This is a genomic window from Curtobacterium sp. NPDC086286 (assembly GCF_044746255.1).
Taxonomy (GTDB): domain Bacteria; phylum Actinomycetota; class Actinomycetes; order Actinomycetales; family Microbacteriaceae; genus Curtobacterium.
In genome coordinates this window covers 42,721-60,961 of the sequence record NZ_JBIVBW010000001.1, presented here as the reverse complement: position 1 = coordinate 60,961, position 18,241 = coordinate 42,721, and the positions used below count along the sequence as shown (strand labels likewise).

The window sequence follows — 18,241 nt, the reverse complement described above, 5'->3', positions numbered from 1 at the left end:
GCGCCGGTGGCCTAACACCGGCGAAACAAACGCCTAACAGGACCGTTACCGCCGGGCACCCGCTGGCGGCCCGCAGCCCGTTACATTCGCATCAGCCCCACCGGAGCGGCCCCGTCATCCCCGACGCATCGCCCCCGGCGGAGCGCTCTCCCACACCCCGAAGTGACCGACGCCCCTCGTCGTCACGCCCACCCCGCGCCGCGGGGTGTTCGGCGTACCCGCAGCACCGGCAGCACCCGCACCCGTCACCCGTCCCCGCACCACGTCCTGGAGGTCCTCGACCGATGTCGTCCCCCGCACCCACCCGAACGCGGCTCGCACGTCCCGCGCTCCTGGCCGCCGCACTCAGCGGTGTGCTGTTCCTGTCCGCCTGCTCCGCCACCTCGACGGCCTCGACCGACTCGTCCGACGACTCCGCCGGGGTCGAGCACGCCACCAGCCAGATCACGGCGGCGAGCGTCGACCCGGAGTTCACCTTCGAGGGCAAGCCGTTCGACATGTCGAAGATCGCGGGCAAGACGATCTTCAACATCCCGAACTCGTCCGCCGTGCCGTTCATCGTGTCCGTCGACGAGGCCGGGCAGCAGCTCGCCGAGGAGTACGGCGCGAAGTGGATCGAGTACACGAACCAGGGCACGCCGACCGAGCAGTCCGCCGGCATCGACCAGGCGATCAGCCGGAAGGCCGACATCATCGTCCTCGCGCAGGGCGTCAACGGCGAGCTCATCGTCCCGGCGCTCAAGCGTGCGAAGGCCGCCGGCATCCCGGTGCTCATCAGCCACACGTACCAGACGGGTGAGGCGCTCCCCGACCAGCTGCAGGACCTCGTCGCCGCCCAGGTGACCGCGCCCTTCCACGAGGCCGCGAAGCTCAACGCCGACTGGGCCATCAAGGAGACGAAGGGCGCGGGTGACGTGCTCATCATCACCTCGTCGGAGGTCCCGCCGTCGGACGGCATCGTCAAGGCCATGCAGGAGGAGTTCGACGAGTACTGCTCGGGCTGCAAGGTGAAGGTGACGAACGTGCCGGTCGCCGACTGGGCGACGAAGATCTCGTCGACCGTCCAGTCCGCGATCCAGTCCGACCCGAACCTCGACTACGTCCTGCCCGTGTACGACTCGATGGCCCTCTTCGTCGAGGCCGGGGTGACGGCGGCCGGCAAGACCGGCCAGGTCTTCACGTCCTCGTACAACGGCACGCCCGCAGTGATGAAGATCCTGCAGGAGGGCAACGTCATGACGATGGACATCGGCGAGAACATGGAGTGGCTCGCCTACGCCACGCTCGACCAGGCCGGTCGCGTCCTGACCGACACCCCGATCATCGAGGACGGCGACGAGCAGACCCCGCTCAAGGTGTTCACGAAGGACAACGTCGACGAGGCCGGTACCCCGCCCGCGCCGAGCAAGGGCTACGGCGACGCGTACAAGACCGGGTACGCGGAGATCTGGGGTCCGGCGAAGTGAGCGCCACCCGGGAGGCACGGCGCAGCCCCGCAGCGTCCGCTGCGGTCGTCGAGGCCGGTGCGACCACCGCGCCGGTCCTGCGGATCAGCGGGCTCACCAAGCGGTTCGGCGGACTGACCGCGCTCGACGACGTCGAACTCGAGGTCCGTCCGGGCCAGGTGCACGCGCTGCTCGGCGAGAACGGTTCCGGCAAGTCGACCCTCATCAAGATCCTGTCCGGCACCTACGCGCCGGACCCGGGAGCGACGATCGAGGTCCGCGGCTCCCGGCTCCCGCTGCCGGTGCCTCCCGGGTACTTCCGCCGCGTCGGCATCAGCTTCGTGCACCAGGACCTGGCCCTCGTGCCGTCGCTCGGGGTGACCGAGAACCTCCGGCTCGCCACCGTCGTCGCCGGCCGTGGTCCGTTCGTCCGCTGGGGCGCCGAGCACCGGGCGGCCGCGGAGCTCTTCGCCCGCTACGGCGTGGACATCGACCCGCGGGCCCGGATCGAGGAACTGACCGACACGCAGAAGGCGCTCGTCGCGATCCTGCGGGCCGTCGCCGAGCTGGGCGACGACCGGGCGCTCATCGTCCTCGACGAACCGACCGTGTTCCTGCCGAAGGAGGACGCGGACCTGCTCTTCCGCGTCGTCAAGGACCTCGTGTCCGACGGCCGCACGTCGGCCCTCCTCGTGTCGCACGACATGTCAGAGGTCCTCGAGCACGCCGACCGCGTCACGGTCCTCCGGGCCGGTCGGGTCCAGGCGCACCGGGACACCGCGACCACGACCGCGGACGAGCTCGTCTCGCTCATCGTCGGACGCGGGCTCGACGGCGCGGCCGCACGCAGTGCCCGCCCCGCCACCACGGGCGACGCGGTCGTGACGGTCCGGGACCTCCGGGCCGGTGTCGTCGACGGGCTCTCGTTCGACGTCGCGGACGGCGAGGTCGTCGGCATCGCCGGGCTCGCCGGCTCGGGCGTCGAGGACGTGCTTCCAGGCCTGTACGGCGCCCGGGCGGCGACCGGGACCCTCACGGTCCGGGACGCCACGGTCGACCTCGGCGCCACCAGCCCGGCGACCTCGATCGCCCGCGGGGTCGTCTACGTCCCCGCCGACCGCAAGCGCGAGGGCGGTGCCCTGACCCTGTCCGTCGAGCAGAACGTGACCCTGCCCGTCCTCGGGAAGCTCCGCGGACTGCTCGGGCTCTCGCCGGCACGGGAACGGTCGCACGTCGAGAGCCTCGTCCGCGACTGGGACGTCCGTCCCGCCGACCCCTCCGCGCTCTTCGGCACGCTCTCCGGCGGCAACCAGCAGAAGGCCGTCCTCGCGAAGTGGATGCAGGACGACCCGCGGCTCGTGCTGCTCCAGGAGCCGACGCAGGGCATCGACGTCGGCGCCCGTGCGGCGATCTTCTCGATGCTCCGCCGGACCGCCGACCAGGGCGTCTCGATCGTCTGCGCCTCCACCGACTACGACCAGCTCGCCCAGATGTGCGACCGGGTCGTGGTCCTCGCCCACGGCCGCGTCCACGACGTGCTCACCGGCGACCGGATCGACCGCGACGTCATCGCGGCGGCCGTCGTCGCCAGCCTCGTCGATCCCGCTCCCTCCTCCCCCGACTCCTCCCCCGTCAAGGAGACCGCCTGATGTCCACCACCGCCGAACCCGCCCTCGAGACGTCGATCGTCCGCCCCACCCGCCCGCGCTTCTCGTGGGGGCACACCGAGCGCTACGCCCTGCTCGGCGCCTGGCTCGTCATCGTGATCGCGTTCAGCATCGCGCTCCCCGACACCTACCCGACCCTCGGGAACCTGCAGAACATCCTCGGGTCCCAGTCGGTGCTGCTCATCCTGGCGCTCGGCTTCCTGTTCCCCCTGACCGCGGGTGAGTTCGACCTGTCCGGCGCCTCGACGATGTCGCTCTCCGCCATGACGATCGCCGTCCTCAACGCCAAGATGGACATCCCGCTGCTGCCGGCGATCCTGGTCGGCCTCGCGATCGGCGTGGTCGTCGGCCTGGTGAACGGCCTGCTCACGGTCGCGTTCCGGATCGACTCGTTCATCGTGACGCTCGGCACCTCGACGTTCATGATCGGGATCATCCAGTGGATGAGCGCGTCCTCGTCGGTGACCGGCATCGACCCGGCGCTCGTCCAGGCGACCGTCGGGTGGCGCGGGCTCGCCGGGCTGCCCCTGGCGTTCGTCTACGGCCTGATCGCCACCGTGGTCGTCCTCATCGTCCTGAGCGCCACCCCGGTCGGTCGACGGCTCCTGTTCGTGGGCACCGGTCGCACGGTCGCCGAGCTCTCCGGCCTGAACGTCCGCCGGCTCCGCGTCGGCGCGTTCGTCGGCGCGGGCCTCACCGCGGCGGTGGCCGGGGTCGTCTACGCCGGCACGCTCGGCGGGGCGGACCCCTCGAGCGGGCAGTCGTTCCTGCTCCCCGCGTTCGCCGCCTGCTACCTCGGGGCCACCGCGATCATCCCCGGGCGCTTCAACGCCATCGGCACCTTCATCGCCGTCTACTTCCTGTTCTCCGGCGTCGTCGGGCTCCAGATGCTCGGCGCCGACAACTTCGTCCAGCAGCTCTTCTACGGCGGTGCGCTCATCGTCGCCGTCGCGGTCTCCCAGACGATCCGACGGCACTCCGTCGCGAGCGCCGCCAAGGCCGCCGCGAAGCAGTCCTGACCCTCCTCCAAGCACAGAAAGCGAGTCCCCCATGGACATCGGAGTCTTCATCCCGATCGGCAGCAACGGCTGGCTCATCTCCACCACCTCGCCGCAGTACAAGCCCTCGTTCGACCTCAACCTCGAGATCGTGCAGAAGGCCGAGTCGTACGGCTTCGACTTCGCCCTGTCGATGATCAAGCTGCGCGGCTTCGGCGGCCCGAGCGGGTTCTGGGACGAGAACCTCGAGTCCTTCACCCTGATGGCCGGCCTCGCTGCCCGGACGGAGCGCATCCGCCTGTTCGCCACCACGGCCGTCCTCACGATCCCGCCGGCGATCGCCGCACGCATGGCCGCCACGGTCGACTCGATCTCGCACGGCCGCTTCGGGCTGAACCTCGTCGCCGGGTGGCAGAAGGCGGAGTACGACCAGATGGGGCTCTGGCCGGGCGACGAGGTGCACTTCAAGCGTCGGTACGCCTACCAGACCGAGTACATGCAGGTCATGAAGGAGCTGTGGGAGGACGGCGTCAGCAACTTCCAGGGCGAGTACTTCCAGATGGACGACTGCCGGATGCTGCCGAAGCCGACGTCGCACATCCCGATCGTCTCGGCCGGGCAGTCCTCGCAGGGCATGGCGTTCGCGGCGGAGTACTCGGACTACAACTTCTCGATGGGCGTCGGCGTGAACACCCCGACCGCGTACGCCGAGCAGAACGAGACGCTCCTCGCCGCGCGGGAGAAGACCGGGCGGGACGTCGGCTCCTACGTGCTGTTCATGGTCATCGCCGACGAGACCGACGAGGCCGCGCAGGAGAAGTGGCAGCGGTACAGCGACGGCGTGGACGTCGAGGCCATCGCCTGGATGACCGGGCAGGCGCTCACCGACACGAACGGCGAGGACGGCAACACCGCGAAGCGGATCTCGCTGCCGGAGGGTGCCGTGAACATGAACATGGGCACGCTCGTCGGCTCCTACGAGCACGTCGCGGCGATGCTCGACGAGGCCGCCGACGTCGCGGGCACGAAGGGCATCATGCTCGTGTTCGACGACTTCCTGCAGGGCATGGACGACTTCGGCACCCGCATCCAGCCGCTCATGCGCACCCGCGAGGGCGTCGTGTCGTCGGCGCCCGCCGTCACCCCGAGCGCGGTCACCGCATGACGGCCGGCAGCACGGCGCCGACCCTCGAGGTCGCGGTCGTCCAGGCCGGGCAGATCCCCGCCGACGGCGACGCCGCGCTCGACGGCCTCATCGCGCTGTTCGAGCAGGCCGCCGAGGGCGCCGACCTCGTCGTCTTCCCCGAGCTCACCACGACGCCCTACTTCTGCGGCGTCCGGAACGACAGCCGCAAGGCCTGGGCGCAGCCCGTCCCCGGTCCGGCGACGGCACGGTTCGCCGAGGCCGCGCGGCGACTCGGCACGGCGGTCGTCTTCGGCCTCTACGAGGACGCCGGCGACGCGCAGTACAACAGCGCGGTGCTCATCGACGCCGACGGCACCCTCGTCCACGGCACCGACGTGCACGGCGACCGCGTGCCGGCGTACCGGAAGACGTCGATCCCGACGAACGCGATCTCCGACGTCGACGAGAAGCACTACTTCGCGCCGGGGTCGGGGCCGGTCGTGTTCGACGCGCTCGGCACCCGGTTCGGCATGCTCATCTGCTACGACCGGAGCTTCCCCGAGTACTGGCTCGCGTCACGGGCCGCGGGTGCCGAGGTGATGCTCGTGCTCGTCTCCTCGATGGGGTTCCGCGAGACGCTCTTCACGCAGGAGCTGCAGGTGCGCGCCCTCGAGACGCAGACCTGGGTCGTCGCCCCGAACCGCGGCGGCGAGGAGACCGTGGACGGCAAGACCGTGAGCTACTTCGGCCGCTCGTCGGTCGTGTCGCCCCGCGGCGAGCTCGTGGTCTCCGCCCCGGCGCACGAGACCGGACCCATCGTCCGGGCGACGCTCGACGTCGCCGAGGTGGCCGCGGCACGCGACGACTTCCCGCTCGGCCGTGACCGGCAGCCCGGGGTGTTCCGGTACCTCGCGGACGCCCACGCCGCGGCGGTGCCAGCGTGACGGACGTGTTCGCGGTCGTGCGCGGGACGATCGCGCCCCAGCTGGAGCAGGCGCTGCACGACAGCCGTGCGAACCCGCTCCCGGCCGCCCCGTCGTCCCTGCCGGCGGAGCCCGGGCACAGCCAGGCGCTGTTCACCCGGCTCCTCGCGGCGGCGATCGACGCGGCACCGACCCCCGCAGCACCGGCGGTCGCCCTCACTCCGGGGGCGGACTCCACGGCCGCGACGGCGTCCGACCCCGCCGCGGCGAGCGTCACCGAGCTGCTCGCGGCCTACCGCGACGGCTCCACCACCCCCGCCGCCGTCGTCGGAGCCCTCGCCCCGCACTGGACGAGCGACGACGTGTGGTCCGACGCCGTCCTCCGCCTGGTCGACGGCGCCGAGCACGCAGCGGCCGAGTCGACCCGGCGCTGGGCCGCGGGCGAGGCCCGTGCACTCGAGGGCGTGCCGTTCGCGGTGAAGGACATCATCGACGTCGCCGGCACGGTCGTCACGAGCGGCTCGCTGCAGACCGGTGACCGCGTGGCCCCCGCCGACGCCACCGTGGTCGCCCGGCTCCGTGCTGCCGGGGCGATCCCGGTGTTCACGGCCGCGACGACCGAGTTCGCCTGCGGCGGCCCGCACAACGCCCGGTACGGCGCCGTGCGGAACCCGTGGGACCCCGAGCGCTGGACGGGCGGGTCGTCGACCGGCTCCGGTTCCGCCCTCGCCGCACGCATCGTCCCGCTCGCGCTCGGGTCGGACACCGGCGGATCGATCCGGGTGCCGTCGGCGCTGTGCGGGACGACCGGCATCAAGCCGACGTACGGCCTCGTCCCGCGCACGGGCGTCGCGAGCCTGTCGTGGACGCTCGACCACGTCGGACCGATGGCCCGCACCGCCGAGGACCTCGCGCTCGTGCTCGCCGTGATCGCCGGCGGCGACGGGCAGGACCCCACGACGCACACCGCGGTCCCGCTCGTCGAGGCGGCACCGGGACGGATCGCGGGGATGCGCATCGGCGTGCCCCGGGTCTGGTTCACCGAGCGGGTAGACCGTGCGGTGCTCGACGCGCACGCGGCCGCGGTCGACCGGTTCGCGGCACTCGGGGCCGAGATCGTGCCGATCGAGTTCGACGACCTCGAGGCGGTCGACGCCGAGTGCTGGACCGTCTTCTACGGCGAACTCGCGGCCAACCAGGAGGCCAACGCCGCCACCGCCGACCTGTTCGACGCCGGCACCCGTGCGCGGTTCGACGTCGCGTTCACGCCGACGGCCGCGGACTACCTCCGGTCCCTCCGACGTCGTCCGCTCGTGCAGGCCGCGATGGTCGCACGGATGGACGAGGCCGGGGTCGACGTCGTCCTCACGCCGGGGATCGGTGCCACGGCGCCCCGACTCGACGACCTCACCATGACGGTCGACGGCGTGCCGTACAACCTGCACGACGTGATCCCCCGGAACACCCGGGTCTTCGACTACGTCGGCTTCCCGGCGCTCATGATGCCCGCCGGGACCGCGCCGGACGGTCTGCCGGTCGGCGTGCAGCTCGTCGCACGCCCGTGGGACGACCGACTCGTCCTGTCCGCCGCCGCCGCGTTCCAGGAGGTCACCGCCCACCACCACCGGGTGCCGCCGGCATCCGCCACGAGAGGGTCGACCGATCAGTAACCGCACCACGGACGAGGACGGCGCCCGCCGACGCGCGTGGCAGGTGCTCTGCGCGTCGAGCCTGAGCGTCGTCCTCGTCTTCATCTCCTCGAGCGCCCTGCTCGTCGCGCTCCCCGACGTCAGCCGTGACCTCGACGCCTCCGCCCTGCAGTCCAGCTGGGTCCTGCTCAGCTACATGCTCACGACGACGACGCTCATCCTCGTCTTCGGCCGGATCGCGGACCTCGTCGGGCGTCGCCGTCTGTACATCGCCGGCATCCTCGTCTTCCTCCTCGCGTCGCTCGCGTGCGGTGCAGCACCGGACGCCGCCGTCCTGCTCGCCGCCCGACTCGTGCAGGGCGTCGGTGCGGCGGCCATCGTCACGAACACCACGGCGCTGCTCACCGACGTGTTCCCGGAGTCGATCCTGTCGCTCGGCCTCGGGCTGAACGCCACCGTCGCCGCCGTCGGACAGGTCATCGGTCCGGTCGTCGGCGGCCTCGTCGCGGAGTCGTTCGGCTGGCGGTGGATCTTCCTCGCCGGGGTCCCGATCTCGCTCGCGGGGCTCGTCTGGTCGCTGCGACTCATCCCCCGCACCGCCCGGCCACGCTCCGGCGAACGCCTCGACGTCCCGGGCTCGGTGCTCTCCGTGGCCGCGGTCGGGCTGCTGGTCGGCGCCGTGTCGGTCGGCGGTTCCGCGGGCTGGGCCGCCGTCCCGGTCGTCGCGATGGCCTCCGGCGCGGTGCTGCTCGGAGCGGTGTTCGTGTGGACCCAGCGCCGGGTCCCGCACCCGCTCGTCGACCCGGCGATCTTCCGCGACCGGGCGACCATCACGCTCTTCTCGGCCGCCGGCCTCTGCGCGCTGTCGAGCTACGCCCTCGTGCTCCTGGCGTCCCTGTCGTTCCAGGCGGTCTCGGGCAAGGACGCCGTCGAGGCGGCGCTCTGGGTGCTCCCCACCCCGATCGGCACGACCGTGGCCGCGGCGAGCGCCGGGGTCCTCGCCCGCCGGGTGCCCGCGCGCACGCTCTCCACCATCGGCATGCTGCTCATCGCGGTCGGGGCAGCGGTGCTCGCGGGGTCGCTCGCCGACGACGGTGCCTACGCCGTGACGGCCGTCGGACTCGGTGCCGTCGGCGTCGGCACCGGAGTGTTCATGACGCCGAGCACCTCGGCCCTGATGACCCGCGTCCCGGAGCACCGCCGGGGCATCGCGAACGCCATCCGGTCGGCGCTGCAGAACGCGGGCTTCCTGTTCTCCACGGCGCTCGGTCTGGCGATCGCCACGAGCGGGCTCTCCGCCGCGCAGCAGGCCGCGGCGTACGACGGCAGCTTGCTCGGCCTGCCGGCGACCGACGTCCAGGCCTTCGTCGACGGCGTGCGCACCGCCGCGCTCACGTTCGCCGGGTGCGCGGTCGTCGGCGCGCTCATCGTCGCGTTCGGTCCGTTCGGCCCCCCGGACCGCCAGGCACCGCTCCGACCGGACACGTCCGGCCCGGTGCCCGAGCCGGGGACGAGCGCATGACCGCCACGACGGGCACCGACCGCACGCACGGGCCGACCGCCGGCCGACGTGCCGGGGCCGTGCCGCGCCTCCAGGCCCCCACCAGCCAGCCCCACGACGGAAGCAGGACCGCATGACCGACGACCACGACGACTACGTCTCGGCCGGCTACACCGGTGCGCTCGAACCGGGCCGACGGGCGGCGCTCGTCGTCGTCGACCCGGTGAACGCCTACGTCGACCCGGCGTGCGGGCTGTACGCCGGCGTCGAGGAACCCGTCGAGCGCATGCGCGCGCTCACGGCCGCGGCCCGGGCGGCCGGCGTGCACGTCGCCGTCACGACCATGGCGCTGTCGGCCGACGGCTCCAACGCAGGGGTGTTCTTCCGGAAGGTGCCGGCCCTCGCGGCGTACCTCCCCGGCACGTCCACCGGCGCGTTCATCGAGGGGCTCGCGCCGGTCGACGGGGACACCCTCGTGCCGAAGCAGTACCCGAGCGCGTTCTTCGGGACCTCGCTGGCCGCCGACCTCGTCGCACGAGGGGTCGACACGCTCTTCATCGCCGGACTCTCGACGAGCGGGTGCATCCGGGCCACCGCGACGGACGCCATGCAGCACGGCTTCGTGCCGATCGTCGTGCGCGAGGCCGTCGGCGACCGGCTGCCGAGCGTGCACGAGGCGAACCTGTTCGACATCCAGGCGAAGATCGGCGAGGTGTGGGGCATCGACCGGGTGCTCGCGCTCTGGAGCGCCGCGTGAGCACCGAGGCCCCGGTCCGCGGACGGCCCCGGAACGCCGCGGTCGACGAGGCCGTGTACACGGCGTGCATCGCGATCCTCGCCGAGGGCGACCCCCGTGCCTTCACGATCCGGGCGGTCGCCGACGCCGCCGGGGTGGGCGCGGCGACGATCTACCGGCGCTGGTCCAGCCGCGACGTGCTCCTCACCGAGACCGTCATCCGCCTGATGGAGGAGTCGATCCCGACGATCCTCGACGCCCCGATCGACGAGGGCGTCCTCGGGCTCACCCGCGGCTGGGTGCACGCGCTCGTCGCGACCCCGGTCGGCCGGGCGCTGCCGCTCATCGTGGAGCTCGCCTCGCACGAGCCCCGGGTGGCCGAGGCGGTCGCCGCGTGGCACCGCGACCGACGGGTCCGGGTGAACGCGATGCTCCAGCGGGCGATGGACGCCGGCGACCTGCGGCCCGACGTCGACCTCGGGATCGCCGTCGACCTGCTCGGCGGTCCGACCTTCTACCGCCGGGTGTTCGTGTCCATCGACATCCAGGCACCCGACTACCCGGTGCGCCTCGCCCGGGAGTTCCTCCGGTGGGCCGGGTGGACCGGCGACACCACGACCGTGGGGGTGGTCTCGTGACCGACGTCGCACCGGACGACCGACTGGACGGCACCGCGGGACGTCGTCCGGTCCCGCCGTGGACGGACATGGCCATCGGCGACGTCACGCCCGGGCACTGGATCGGCTTCAACCGCCGCTCGGACGCCGCCCGGCAGGTGTCCGACCTCATCCGCGCGGACATCGTCGCCGGTCGGTTCACCGGACCGCTGCCGTACGAGTGGGAGCTCCTCGACCTGTACGGCACGACGCGGAACGTCCTGCGCGCGGCGCTGACGCTCCTCAAGGAACAGCGCCTGCTCACCCGGGCACCGCGGTCGGGCACGTTCGGCGTCCGTCCGGTGGCCTCGGTGAGCCTCGCCCGGACCACCGAGGAGGTCACGATCTACGGCGAGAACACCGGCGGCAGCGTGTTCGACTCCCCGCGGCTGAGCATCGTGCACCTGTGCGTCCAGCTCGTGCCGGCGCCCGAGACCGTCCGGCGGAACCTCGAGATGGACGGCAGCGCCGCGTACTTCGTCGAGAGCCTCATCTCGTTCGACGGGGAGCCGAGCCGGGTGCGGACGAGCTGGGTGCCGCAGGAGCGGTTCCCGGACCTCGTGTCGGAGCCGCTCACCGAGTACGTGCCGGACGTGCTCGTGCGGCGGGTCGGGCAGCGGCCGGTCGCTCGTCGACTGCTGCTCAGCACGGTGAACGCCGACCAGTGGAGCGCGGACCTGCTCGACATCGATCCGGGGCAGGCGATCTTCCACATCGAGCGGCTGATGTGCCTGGCCGACGGGACCCCGGTGGAGTACGGGTTCTCGCGGTACCGGGGCGACCGGGCGGTGATCGACTCCCGCATCGTGTGAGCCTCGACGCCGTCAGAGGAGCCCGAACACCGCCTGCGCGCCGAGGCTCGTCCCCGCCACGAGCACCCACAGCGCGATCCCGAGCAGCATCGGTCGGAACCCCGCCCGCCGGAGTGCGCCGAAGTCCGTCGAGACCCCGATCGCGGCGAGCGCCACCGTGATGAGGAACGTCGCGGCGGTGGAGAACCCCGGGGCCGCTGCGGCCGGCAGGACCCCGAGGGTGCGGAGGAGCACGACCACGAGGAACCCGATGAGGAACCACGGGACCAACCGGAACACGCGGAACCCGCGGACGCCCCCGGCGCGGGCCGTGTCCACGCCGGACGCGACCTGCTCGCGGGAGGTGCGCCGTGCCTCCAGGCCGGCCAGCCCCACGACGATCGGGATGATCATGAGCGTCCGGACCAGCTTCACGACCACCGCCGTGTCGGTCGCCTGGCGACCGTAGACGGTCGCCGTGGCGACCACCGACGAGGTGTCGTTCACCGCGGTGCCAGCAAAGACGCCGAACGCGTGCTGCGAGAGCCCCAGCGCGTGGCCGACCAGGGGGAAGACGAAGACGGCGGCGATGTTGCACAGGAAGATCGTCGACATCGCGTAGGCGACGTCCGCGCTGACCGCGCCGATCACGGGCGTGACGGCCGCGATCGCCGAGGCGCCGCAGATCCCCGTCCCGACGCCGATGAGCGTGCGGAGGGCACTCGAGACCCGGAGCAGCCGACCGATCCCCCACGCTGCGACGAGGCACACGACGAGGGTCGTCAGCATCACGGGCAGCGTCTCGCCGCCGATGCGGAGCACCTCGGCGATCGAGAGCTGGGCGCCGAGCAGGACGACGGCGAATTGCAGGACCCGGCTCGAGGCGAACTTCACGCCGGGCTGCAGCAGACCGAGATCGCCGCCCGAGCCCGCACCGGTGCCCTCGCGGTGTCGTCGTCGGCGGACGAGCCACCCGACCAGGGCGCCGAGCACGACCGCGGGGACCGGGCCGCCGACGACCGGGACCTCGCGGCCGACGACGGTGGCGGCGAGCCCGATCGCGAGGGCGAGTGCGACGCCCGGCCAGGCGGTGCGGAGGAACGGCATGGCGTCCAGCATGACAGGCCCACGGCGAACGGCAGCCGGCGTGCGGCGTCGCGGCGTCGCGGCTCAGCCGGCCGGCGGCACCTGCCCCGTCATCACCACGCGCCCGGCAGCGTCGTCCCACCGGAACGTCGCGTCGGCCCGACCGCTCGCGTCCGCAGTCGACTCGTCCGGCTTCGCGTAGCGGTAGGCGACCGCGATCGTCGACGGGTCGGTCCGGCTGATGTCCGGGACGAAGCCGTACTGCTCCTTCGTGGCCGTGCCGAGGTACCGGCCGTCGTGGAAGAGCAGGATCGCGACGGGCGAGCTGCCGGTCGCGAGGTCCAGGCTCACCGTGACCCAGGACAGCGGGGCGCACGCCTCGTACCCGGACGTGTCGGCCCGTGCGGCGTCCCACTTCGCGTCCTCGAGCCCGGCCGGCAGCGGCAGGTCGGCGATCGGCTGGGCGGCGGCCTCGGCACCGCTCGACGGGCCGCACGTCGGCGTGGGGGTCGGAGTCGACGTCGGGGTCGGGCTCTCGGCGACCGCAGTCGGCGTGGCGGTCACGGTGCGGGTGGCGGTGGCGGTGGGGCCGGCGGTCGTCCCGCCGCTGCACCCGGTCAGGGCAACGGCCAGGACGGCGGCGAACAGGATCCCCCCGGTGGTGTTCACGGTGCGCATCCGGACAGGTTCCTCCTCGCCCTGCACAGAGTTCTCGGCGTATTCTTGGTTTCGGAAGCAACGACGATTCCGGCCATGCCTCGTCGTGTCGCGTTCCCCGACCTCGACGGGCCCCGACCCGACCAAGAGCCCTCGTGTCTGAACACCTCATCGAGTACGTCGCCCGTGACCGAACGGGCATCACCGCCGTCGTGACGACCACCAGCGTCATCGACGTCGACACCGTGATCAAGCACATCCACGCCGGTCACGCCGGGTACTACGTCGCGGCCGACTCGTGGAAGCGCACGCCGGTGCGAAGCCTCTCGTTCCTCGGCGGCGCGTACCTGTTCGCGAACTGGGACGGCTCGAAGCGGAACATGCTGCACGATCTCGCGCTCCGCGCTCCGACCCGGTCCATCGAGACGAAGCCGGTGGCGCGGCGCCCGCGGTTCTCGCGGGTGCTCGACGCGATCCTCGGCCGGCGGCGGTCCCACCGGCACTGACCGCACCGACTGACGGACGGGAGGCACGGTGCGGGCCCGCCCCGCGCCTCCCGTCCGCCGCCGGTGCGCGAGATCAGTCGTCGTCGCGGCGACGCGACCGTGTCCGCCGGAACCGCTTGCCGGTTTCCTCGTCGACCGCGATGCTGCCCGTCGGCAGGTTCGAGAAGTCGGGCGCGATGACGGTCGGCTCCGGGACGCCACCCGGGCCGTCGAGGACGAGGATGTTGCTCGTGCTCGTGAGCGTCCGCCCCCGGAAGAAGTCCGGGGACCGCACCCACCAGACGACCATCAGCACGACACCGATGAGGATCGCGCCGACACCCACCACGGCGACCGCTCCGATGCCGAGGATCGTGACATCCTTCCCGTCGTCGCCCTGCAGCCAGTCGGGTTGGGCGAACTGCACGAGTCCGTAGACGAACGTCACCGCGAGCGTCAGGCCGCCGAGCAACGGGACGAGCCCCCGCATGACGAAGTTCCGTGCGGTGTTGAAGAGCGTCCGTCGGTAGACCCAGACGCACGCGAAGCCGGTCAGCCCGTAGTAGAACGCGATCATCAGGCCGACGGAACCGATCAGGGCGGTGAGCAGGTTCGTCGAGATGACGGTGAACAGCACGTAGAAGCCGATCGACGCGATGCCCATCCCGATGGTCGACCAGGTCGGCGTGAGGAAGCGCCGGTGGATCCGGGCGAAGTGCGACGGCAGGGCCTTGTAGACCGCCATCGAGAGCGAGGTGCGGGCGGTCGGCATGATCGTCGTCTGCGTCGAGGCGGACGCCGAGGTGAGGATCGAGAACGACAGCAGGGCCATCGCCGCGTGCCCGAGGAACGAGTTGCCGAAGAGCGCCGGGCCGATCGCCGAGAACACGTCGTCCGCGTTGCCCTGCGCCCCGAGGCCGATGCCCTTCGTCCCGACGCCGGCGAAGGCGATCGCCGCGATCGACACGAGGGCGTAGATGACGAGGAGCAGGACCGTGCTGATGACGGCTGCGCGACCGGGGGTCTTCTCGGGGTCCTTCGTCTCCTCGTTGAGCGAGACGGCGGTGTCCCAGCCCCAGTAGATGAAGATCGCCGTGAGCATGGCGGGGGCGATGACCGACCCGAAGTCCATGCCGCTCGGCCACAGCCACGACAGCGAGGGTGTGATCGAGCCCTCGACGCCGTTGCCGGTACCGACCCGTACGAGCGCGACGGCAGCGAACATCACCAGCACGAGCACCTCGATGCCGAGCAGGACGTACTGCAGCCGGGCCGACACCTCGACGCCGACGTAGCAGATGAAGGTCATCACGGCGATCCAGGCCACCCCGGCGACGGTCGACCAGAGCGTGCTGTTCCCGAGGGCGCTGATCGCCGGGTCGTTCGTGAGGACGCCGACGAACGAGTACCCGTACGAGCCGGCGATCTGGGCGAGGTTCGCCATCACGATGACGTCCGCGGCGATGATCCCCCACCCGCCGAGCCACCCCGTCACGGAACCGAATGCCCGGGTCGCCCAGGTGAACGTCGTGCCGCAGTCGGGGTCCTCGCGGTTGAGCTCCTGGTAGGCCACGGCGATCATCCACATCGGGATGAACGCGAGCAGCATGATCGCCGGGGCCTTCACCCCGGCGAGGAGCGCTCCCCCACTGGCCACGACCAACCCGAGGCTCGCGGCCAGGCTGTAGGCGGGCGCGGTGGACGAGATGCCCATGACGACGCTGCCGACCAGGCCGATGGCGCCCGGTCGCAGTCCCTTCTCCGTGCCGACGGTCTCGGTCGACACCGTCACGACCCGTTCGTCTCGCATGACCACCACGCTCTCTCGATGGCGAGCGACGGAAACCGTCGCCGTCGCTCCACGACTCTGTGGATACGAGCACTGAAACTAGACCTCAGCAACGATTTCCGCACCTGGCTGTGTCAATCTTGATCCAGTCCCGAGAGGAGCACCAGCATGGAGGACGCCGACGTCGTCGTGATCGGTGCGGGCGTGGCGGGGCTCGCAGCCGCACGGGTGCTCGCCGGGGCCGGGCGCCGGGTCGTCGTGCTCGAGGCCCGGGACCGGATCGGCGGTCGGGTCCACACCGACCGGACCGACGGGCACGTGACCGACCTCGGCGCCTCGTGGATCCACGGCGTCGAGGACAACGCCGTGGCCGACGCCGTCGCCGCGTTCGGCATCCGCACGGTCGAGTTCACCGTCGGCGGGTACCAGGTCGACAGCCGGCCGATCGCGTACCACGGGCCCGACGGTCGTCGGCTCGAGGCCGGTGCAGCCGCCCGGTTCGCCGACGACGTACGCACGGTCGACCGCGCCCTGGCCGACGAGGTCGAGCGATCGGCGCCGCTCGACAGCTACCGCGACGTGGTCGCCCGGGCCGTCGCGGCGCAGGGCTGGGACGCCGAGCGGGCGGAACGGGTCAGCGAGCACCTCGAGCACCGGAGCGAGGAGCAGTACGGGGTCGCGAGCGACGAGCTCGCCGCGCACGGGCTCGACGACGACACGATCGCGGGCGACGAGGTGGTGTTCCCGGACGGCTACGACGCCCTGCCCGCACACCTCGCCGCGGGGCTCGACGTCCGGCTCGGGCATGCCGTCGAGCGCATCGACCACGGGGACGGCGGGGTGGTGGTCACGAGCAGCCGCGGCCCGTTCCACGCCGAGGCCGCCGTCGTCACGGTGCCCGTCGGGGTGCTGCAGGCCGGCGACCTCGTGATCGAGCCACCGCTGCCCGCACGGCACCGGCAGGTACTCGGACGGCTGCGGATGAACGCCTTCGAGAAGGTCGTCCTGCGGTTCCCGGAGCGGTTCTGGGACGCCGACGTCTACGCGGTCCGGCAGCTCGGTCCGGCCGGACGGTGGTGGCACTCCTGGTACGACCTGACGCGGCTCGACGGGGTGCCGACGCTGCTCACCTTCGCGGCCGGTCCGGCAGCGCGGGCGATCCGGGGCTGGAGCGAGGAGCGGATCGCGGACTCGGTGCTCGAGCAGCTCCGGCGACTGTACGGCGACGCCGTGGGGACGCCGACGTCGGTGCTCGTGACGGCGTGGCAGGACGACCCGTTCGCCCGGGGCTCGTACGCGCACATGCTCCCGGGGTCGACGACGAGCGACCACGACGACCTCGCGGTGCCGATCGCGGGGCGCGTGCACCTGGCGGGCGAGGCGACGTGGACCGACGACCCGGCGACGGTGGCCGGCGCGCTGTACTCGGGGCACCGTGCGGCGGTCGCGGTGCTCGGCCACGAGGTGCCGATCGACCGGGTCTGGACGGGCACACCCGCCGGGTGACCTGTGCGAGGATCGTCGAGCACGCCGGCACGAGGGGTCCGGCACGAGGGGGAGAGCATGCTCGCGAGCGATGTGGCGAACGCGAAGTTCGCACCGACGAAGTGGCGCGAAGGGTACGACCAGCGCGAGGTCGACGACTTCCTCGACCGGGTCCGGGCGACCCTGGCCGGGTACGAGGCCGGACGTCCGGTCGATCCGCTGACGCCCGAGGACGTCACCCTGGCGCGCTTCCAGCCGACCAAGTTCCGCGAGGGCTACCGGCAGGACGAGGTCGACGACTTCCTCGACCGCGTGGTGGTCGCGCTGCGGCAGCACACCACCCACCGCTGACCGGCCCCGTCAGACGCTGACCGGCCCCGTCAGGCGCTGACCGCGCCCGCGGCCTCCCCGATCCGCAGCCCGGTCGCCACGAGCCGCGCGACCGCTGGCGTCTCCCGCCCGACCGGCCACCCGAGCACCGTCGTCGCGAGGGGCGCGTCGAGCACCGGCACCGCGACGTGCTCGGGCCACTGCCAGGCCCGGCTCGAGCGCGGGATCACGAGCAGCGTCCGACCGAGCGCGACGAGCTGCGCCAGCTGCGACTGCGAGTGCACCTCCGGCCCCGGTCCCGGCGGGTAGGTCCAGTCGGCGAGGGGCCACCGCGCCATCGGCAGGTCGGGGACCGACGACACCTCGGCCATCGTGAGGGACCGGCGGTCGGCGAGCGGGTGGGACGCGGGGACGATCGCGACCTGCGGCTCGGAGTACAGGTCGACCGACTCGATCCCGGCGAAGTCGTCGAACGGCCGGTGCATGACCGCCACGTCCGCCGTGCCGTCGAGGAGGAGTCCCGCCTGCTCACCGATCTCGCAGAGCACCACGTCGACCGGGACGTCCTCGGGAGCGGCGTCGAGCAGGGCCTGCAGGAACTCGTGCGACGACCCGGCCTTCGTCGCGAGGACGAGCCGCTGCTGCGGTGCCCCCGCACGTCGGGTCCGCCGGACGGCAGCGCGCACGGCGTCGAGGGCGACCGGGGCTTCGCGGAGGAGCGCCGACCCCGCGTCGGTCAGGGTCACGCCACGACGGTCACGGTCGAAGAGCCGGACGCCGATCCGCTCCTCGAGCTGCCGGATCGCCCGCGACAACGGCGGCTGCGCCATCCCGAGCCGGAGCGCCGCGCGGCCGAAGTGCAGTTCCTCGGCGACGGCGACGAAGTACCGGAGCTCGCGCGTCTCGACATCGTCCAC

The 18,241-nt window shown here is 72.3% G+C and carries 16 protein-coding genes and 2 pseudogenes; 14 read left to right on the top strand and 4 right to left on the bottom strand.

What is annotated here, in order from left to right:
* Positions 1-284 precede the first annotated feature (284 nt).
* The 10 genes from ACIPKM_RS00305 to ACIPKM_RS00260 all read left to right on the top strand — a co-directional run bounded on the left by ACIPKM_RS00305 (position 285) and on the right by ACIPKM_RS00260 (position 11,513).
* Positions 285-1,466 carry a sugar ABC transporter substrate-binding protein gene (locus ACIPKM_RS00305; protein ID WP_402735879.1) on the top strand — a complete coding sequence of 394 codons (1,182 nt, stop codon included), beginning with the start codon at positions 285-287 and terminating at the stop codon, positions 1,464-1,466.
* Positions 1,463-3,094: a sugar ABC transporter ATP-binding protein gene (locus ACIPKM_RS00300; RefSeq protein WP_402735878.1), complete on the top strand. Its 1,632-nt coding sequence runs from the start codon at positions 1,463-1,465 to the stop codon at positions 3,092-3,094. Before ACIPKM_RS00305 ends, ACIPKM_RS00300 begins: the two co-directional genes overlap by 4 nt.
* Entirely contained in the window at positions 3,094-4,131 is a 1,038-nt protein-coding gene (locus tag ACIPKM_RS00295) for an ABC transporter permease (protein ID WP_070418018.1), read from the top strand. The genes ACIPKM_RS00300 and ACIPKM_RS00295 overlap by 1 nt, the downstream gene beginning before the upstream one ends.
* A 31-nt stretch (positions 4,132-4,162) precedes the next feature.
* Positions 4,163-5,275, top strand: a complete 1,113-nt coding sequence (gene rutA / locus ACIPKM_RS00290; RefSeq protein ID WP_402735877.1) for a pyrimidine utilization protein A — start codon at positions 4,163-4,165, stop codon at positions 5,273-5,275.
* Entirely contained in the window at positions 5,272-6,180 is a 909-nt protein-coding gene (locus tag ACIPKM_RS00285) for a carbon-nitrogen hydrolase family protein (protein WP_402735876.1), read from the top strand. Before rutA ends, ACIPKM_RS00285 begins: the two co-directional genes overlap by 4 nt.
* Complete coding sequence (locus tag ACIPKM_RS00280) at positions 6,177-7,829, top strand: amidase (RefSeq protein WP_402735875.1); 1,653 nt, start codon at positions 6,177-6,179, stop codon at positions 7,827-7,829. The genes ACIPKM_RS00285 and ACIPKM_RS00280 overlap by 4 nt, the downstream gene beginning before the upstream one ends.
* Before the next feature lie 43 nt (positions 7,830-7,872).
* Positions 7,873-9,330, top strand: a complete 1,458-nt coding sequence (locus tag ACIPKM_RS00275; RefSeq protein WP_070418014.1) for an MFS transporter — start codon at positions 7,873-7,875, stop codon at positions 9,328-9,330.
* Positions 9,331-9,442: 112 nt separating this feature from the next.
* Positions 9,443-10,066, top strand: coding sequence for an isochorismatase family protein (locus ACIPKM_RS00270; RefSeq protein ID WP_402735874.1), 624 nt, complete (start codon positions 9,443-9,445; stop codon positions 10,064-10,066).
* Positions 10,063-10,683, top strand: coding sequence for a TetR/AcrR family transcriptional regulator (locus tag ACIPKM_RS00265; RefSeq protein WP_402735873.1), 621 nt, complete (start codon positions 10,063-10,065; stop codon positions 10,681-10,683). The genes ACIPKM_RS00270 and ACIPKM_RS00265 overlap by 4 nt, the downstream gene beginning before the upstream one ends.
* Positions 10,680-11,513, top strand: a complete 834-nt coding sequence (locus ACIPKM_RS00260) for a GntR family transcriptional regulator (RefSeq protein ID WP_070418011.1) — start codon at positions 10,680-10,682, stop codon at positions 11,511-11,513. The genes ACIPKM_RS00265 and ACIPKM_RS00260 overlap by 4 nt, the downstream gene beginning before the upstream one ends.
* A gap of 12 nt (positions 11,514-11,525) precedes the next feature.
* Here ACIPKM_RS00260 and ACIPKM_RS00255 read toward each other — a convergent pair whose 3' ends face one another.
* Both ACIPKM_RS00255 and ACIPKM_RS00250 read right to left on the bottom strand, forming a co-directional pair.
* On the bottom strand, positions 11,526-12,599 hold the full coding sequence (locus ACIPKM_RS00255) for a YeiH family protein (protein WP_402735872.1): 1,074 nt from the start codon (positions 12,597-12,599) through the stop codon (positions 11,526-11,528).
* Between the two features lie 63 nt (positions 12,600-12,662).
* Entirely contained in the window at positions 12,663-13,247 is a 585-nt protein-coding gene (locus tag ACIPKM_RS00250) for an LppP/LprE family lipoprotein (RefSeq protein ID WP_156794842.1), read from the bottom strand.
* Between the two features lie 143 nt (positions 13,248-13,390).
* Between ACIPKM_RS00250 and ACIPKM_RS00245 the strand changes: the two genes are divergently transcribed.
* Positions 13,391-13,741 carry a hypothetical protein gene (locus ACIPKM_RS00245; protein WP_071295720.1) on the top strand — a complete coding sequence of 117 codons (351 nt, stop codon included), beginning with the start codon at positions 13,391-13,393 and terminating at the stop codon, positions 13,739-13,741.
* Positions 13,742-13,814: 73 nt separating this feature from the next.
* Here ACIPKM_RS00245 and ACIPKM_RS00240 read toward each other — a convergent pair whose 3' ends face one another.
* Positions 13,815-15,530 carry an APC family permease gene (locus tag ACIPKM_RS00240; RefSeq protein WP_083414014.1) on the bottom strand — a complete coding sequence of 572 codons (1,716 nt, stop codon included), beginning with the start codon at positions 15,528-15,530 and terminating at the stop codon, positions 13,815-13,817.
* 147 nt (positions 15,531-15,677) lie between these two features.
* On the opposite strand from ACIPKM_RS00240, the gene ACIPKM_RS00235 reads away from it, so the two are divergent.
* The 3 genes and pseudogenes from ACIPKM_RS00235 to ACIPKM_RS00225 all read left to right on the top strand — a co-directional run.
* Entirely contained in the window at positions 15,678-17,015 is a 1,338-nt protein-coding gene (locus tag ACIPKM_RS00235) for a flavin monoamine oxidase family protein (protein WP_402735871.1), read from the top strand.
* 57 nt (positions 17,016-17,072) lie between these two features.
* Positions 17,073-17,168 (top strand): annotated as a pseudogene (locus ACIPKM_RS00230) (DivIVA domain-containing protein); the annotation flags it as partial.
* A gap of 45 nt (positions 17,169-17,213) precedes the next feature.
* Positions 17,214-17,327: pseudogene (locus tag ACIPKM_RS00225) on the top strand (DivIVA domain-containing protein); the annotation flags it as partial.
* Between the two features lie 47 nt (positions 17,328-17,374).
* Here the strand turns inward: ACIPKM_RS00225 and ACIPKM_RS00220 are convergent.
* Entirely contained in the window at positions 17,375-18,241 is an 867-nt protein-coding gene (locus tag ACIPKM_RS00220; RefSeq protein ID WP_402735870.1) for a LysR family transcriptional regulator, read from the bottom strand.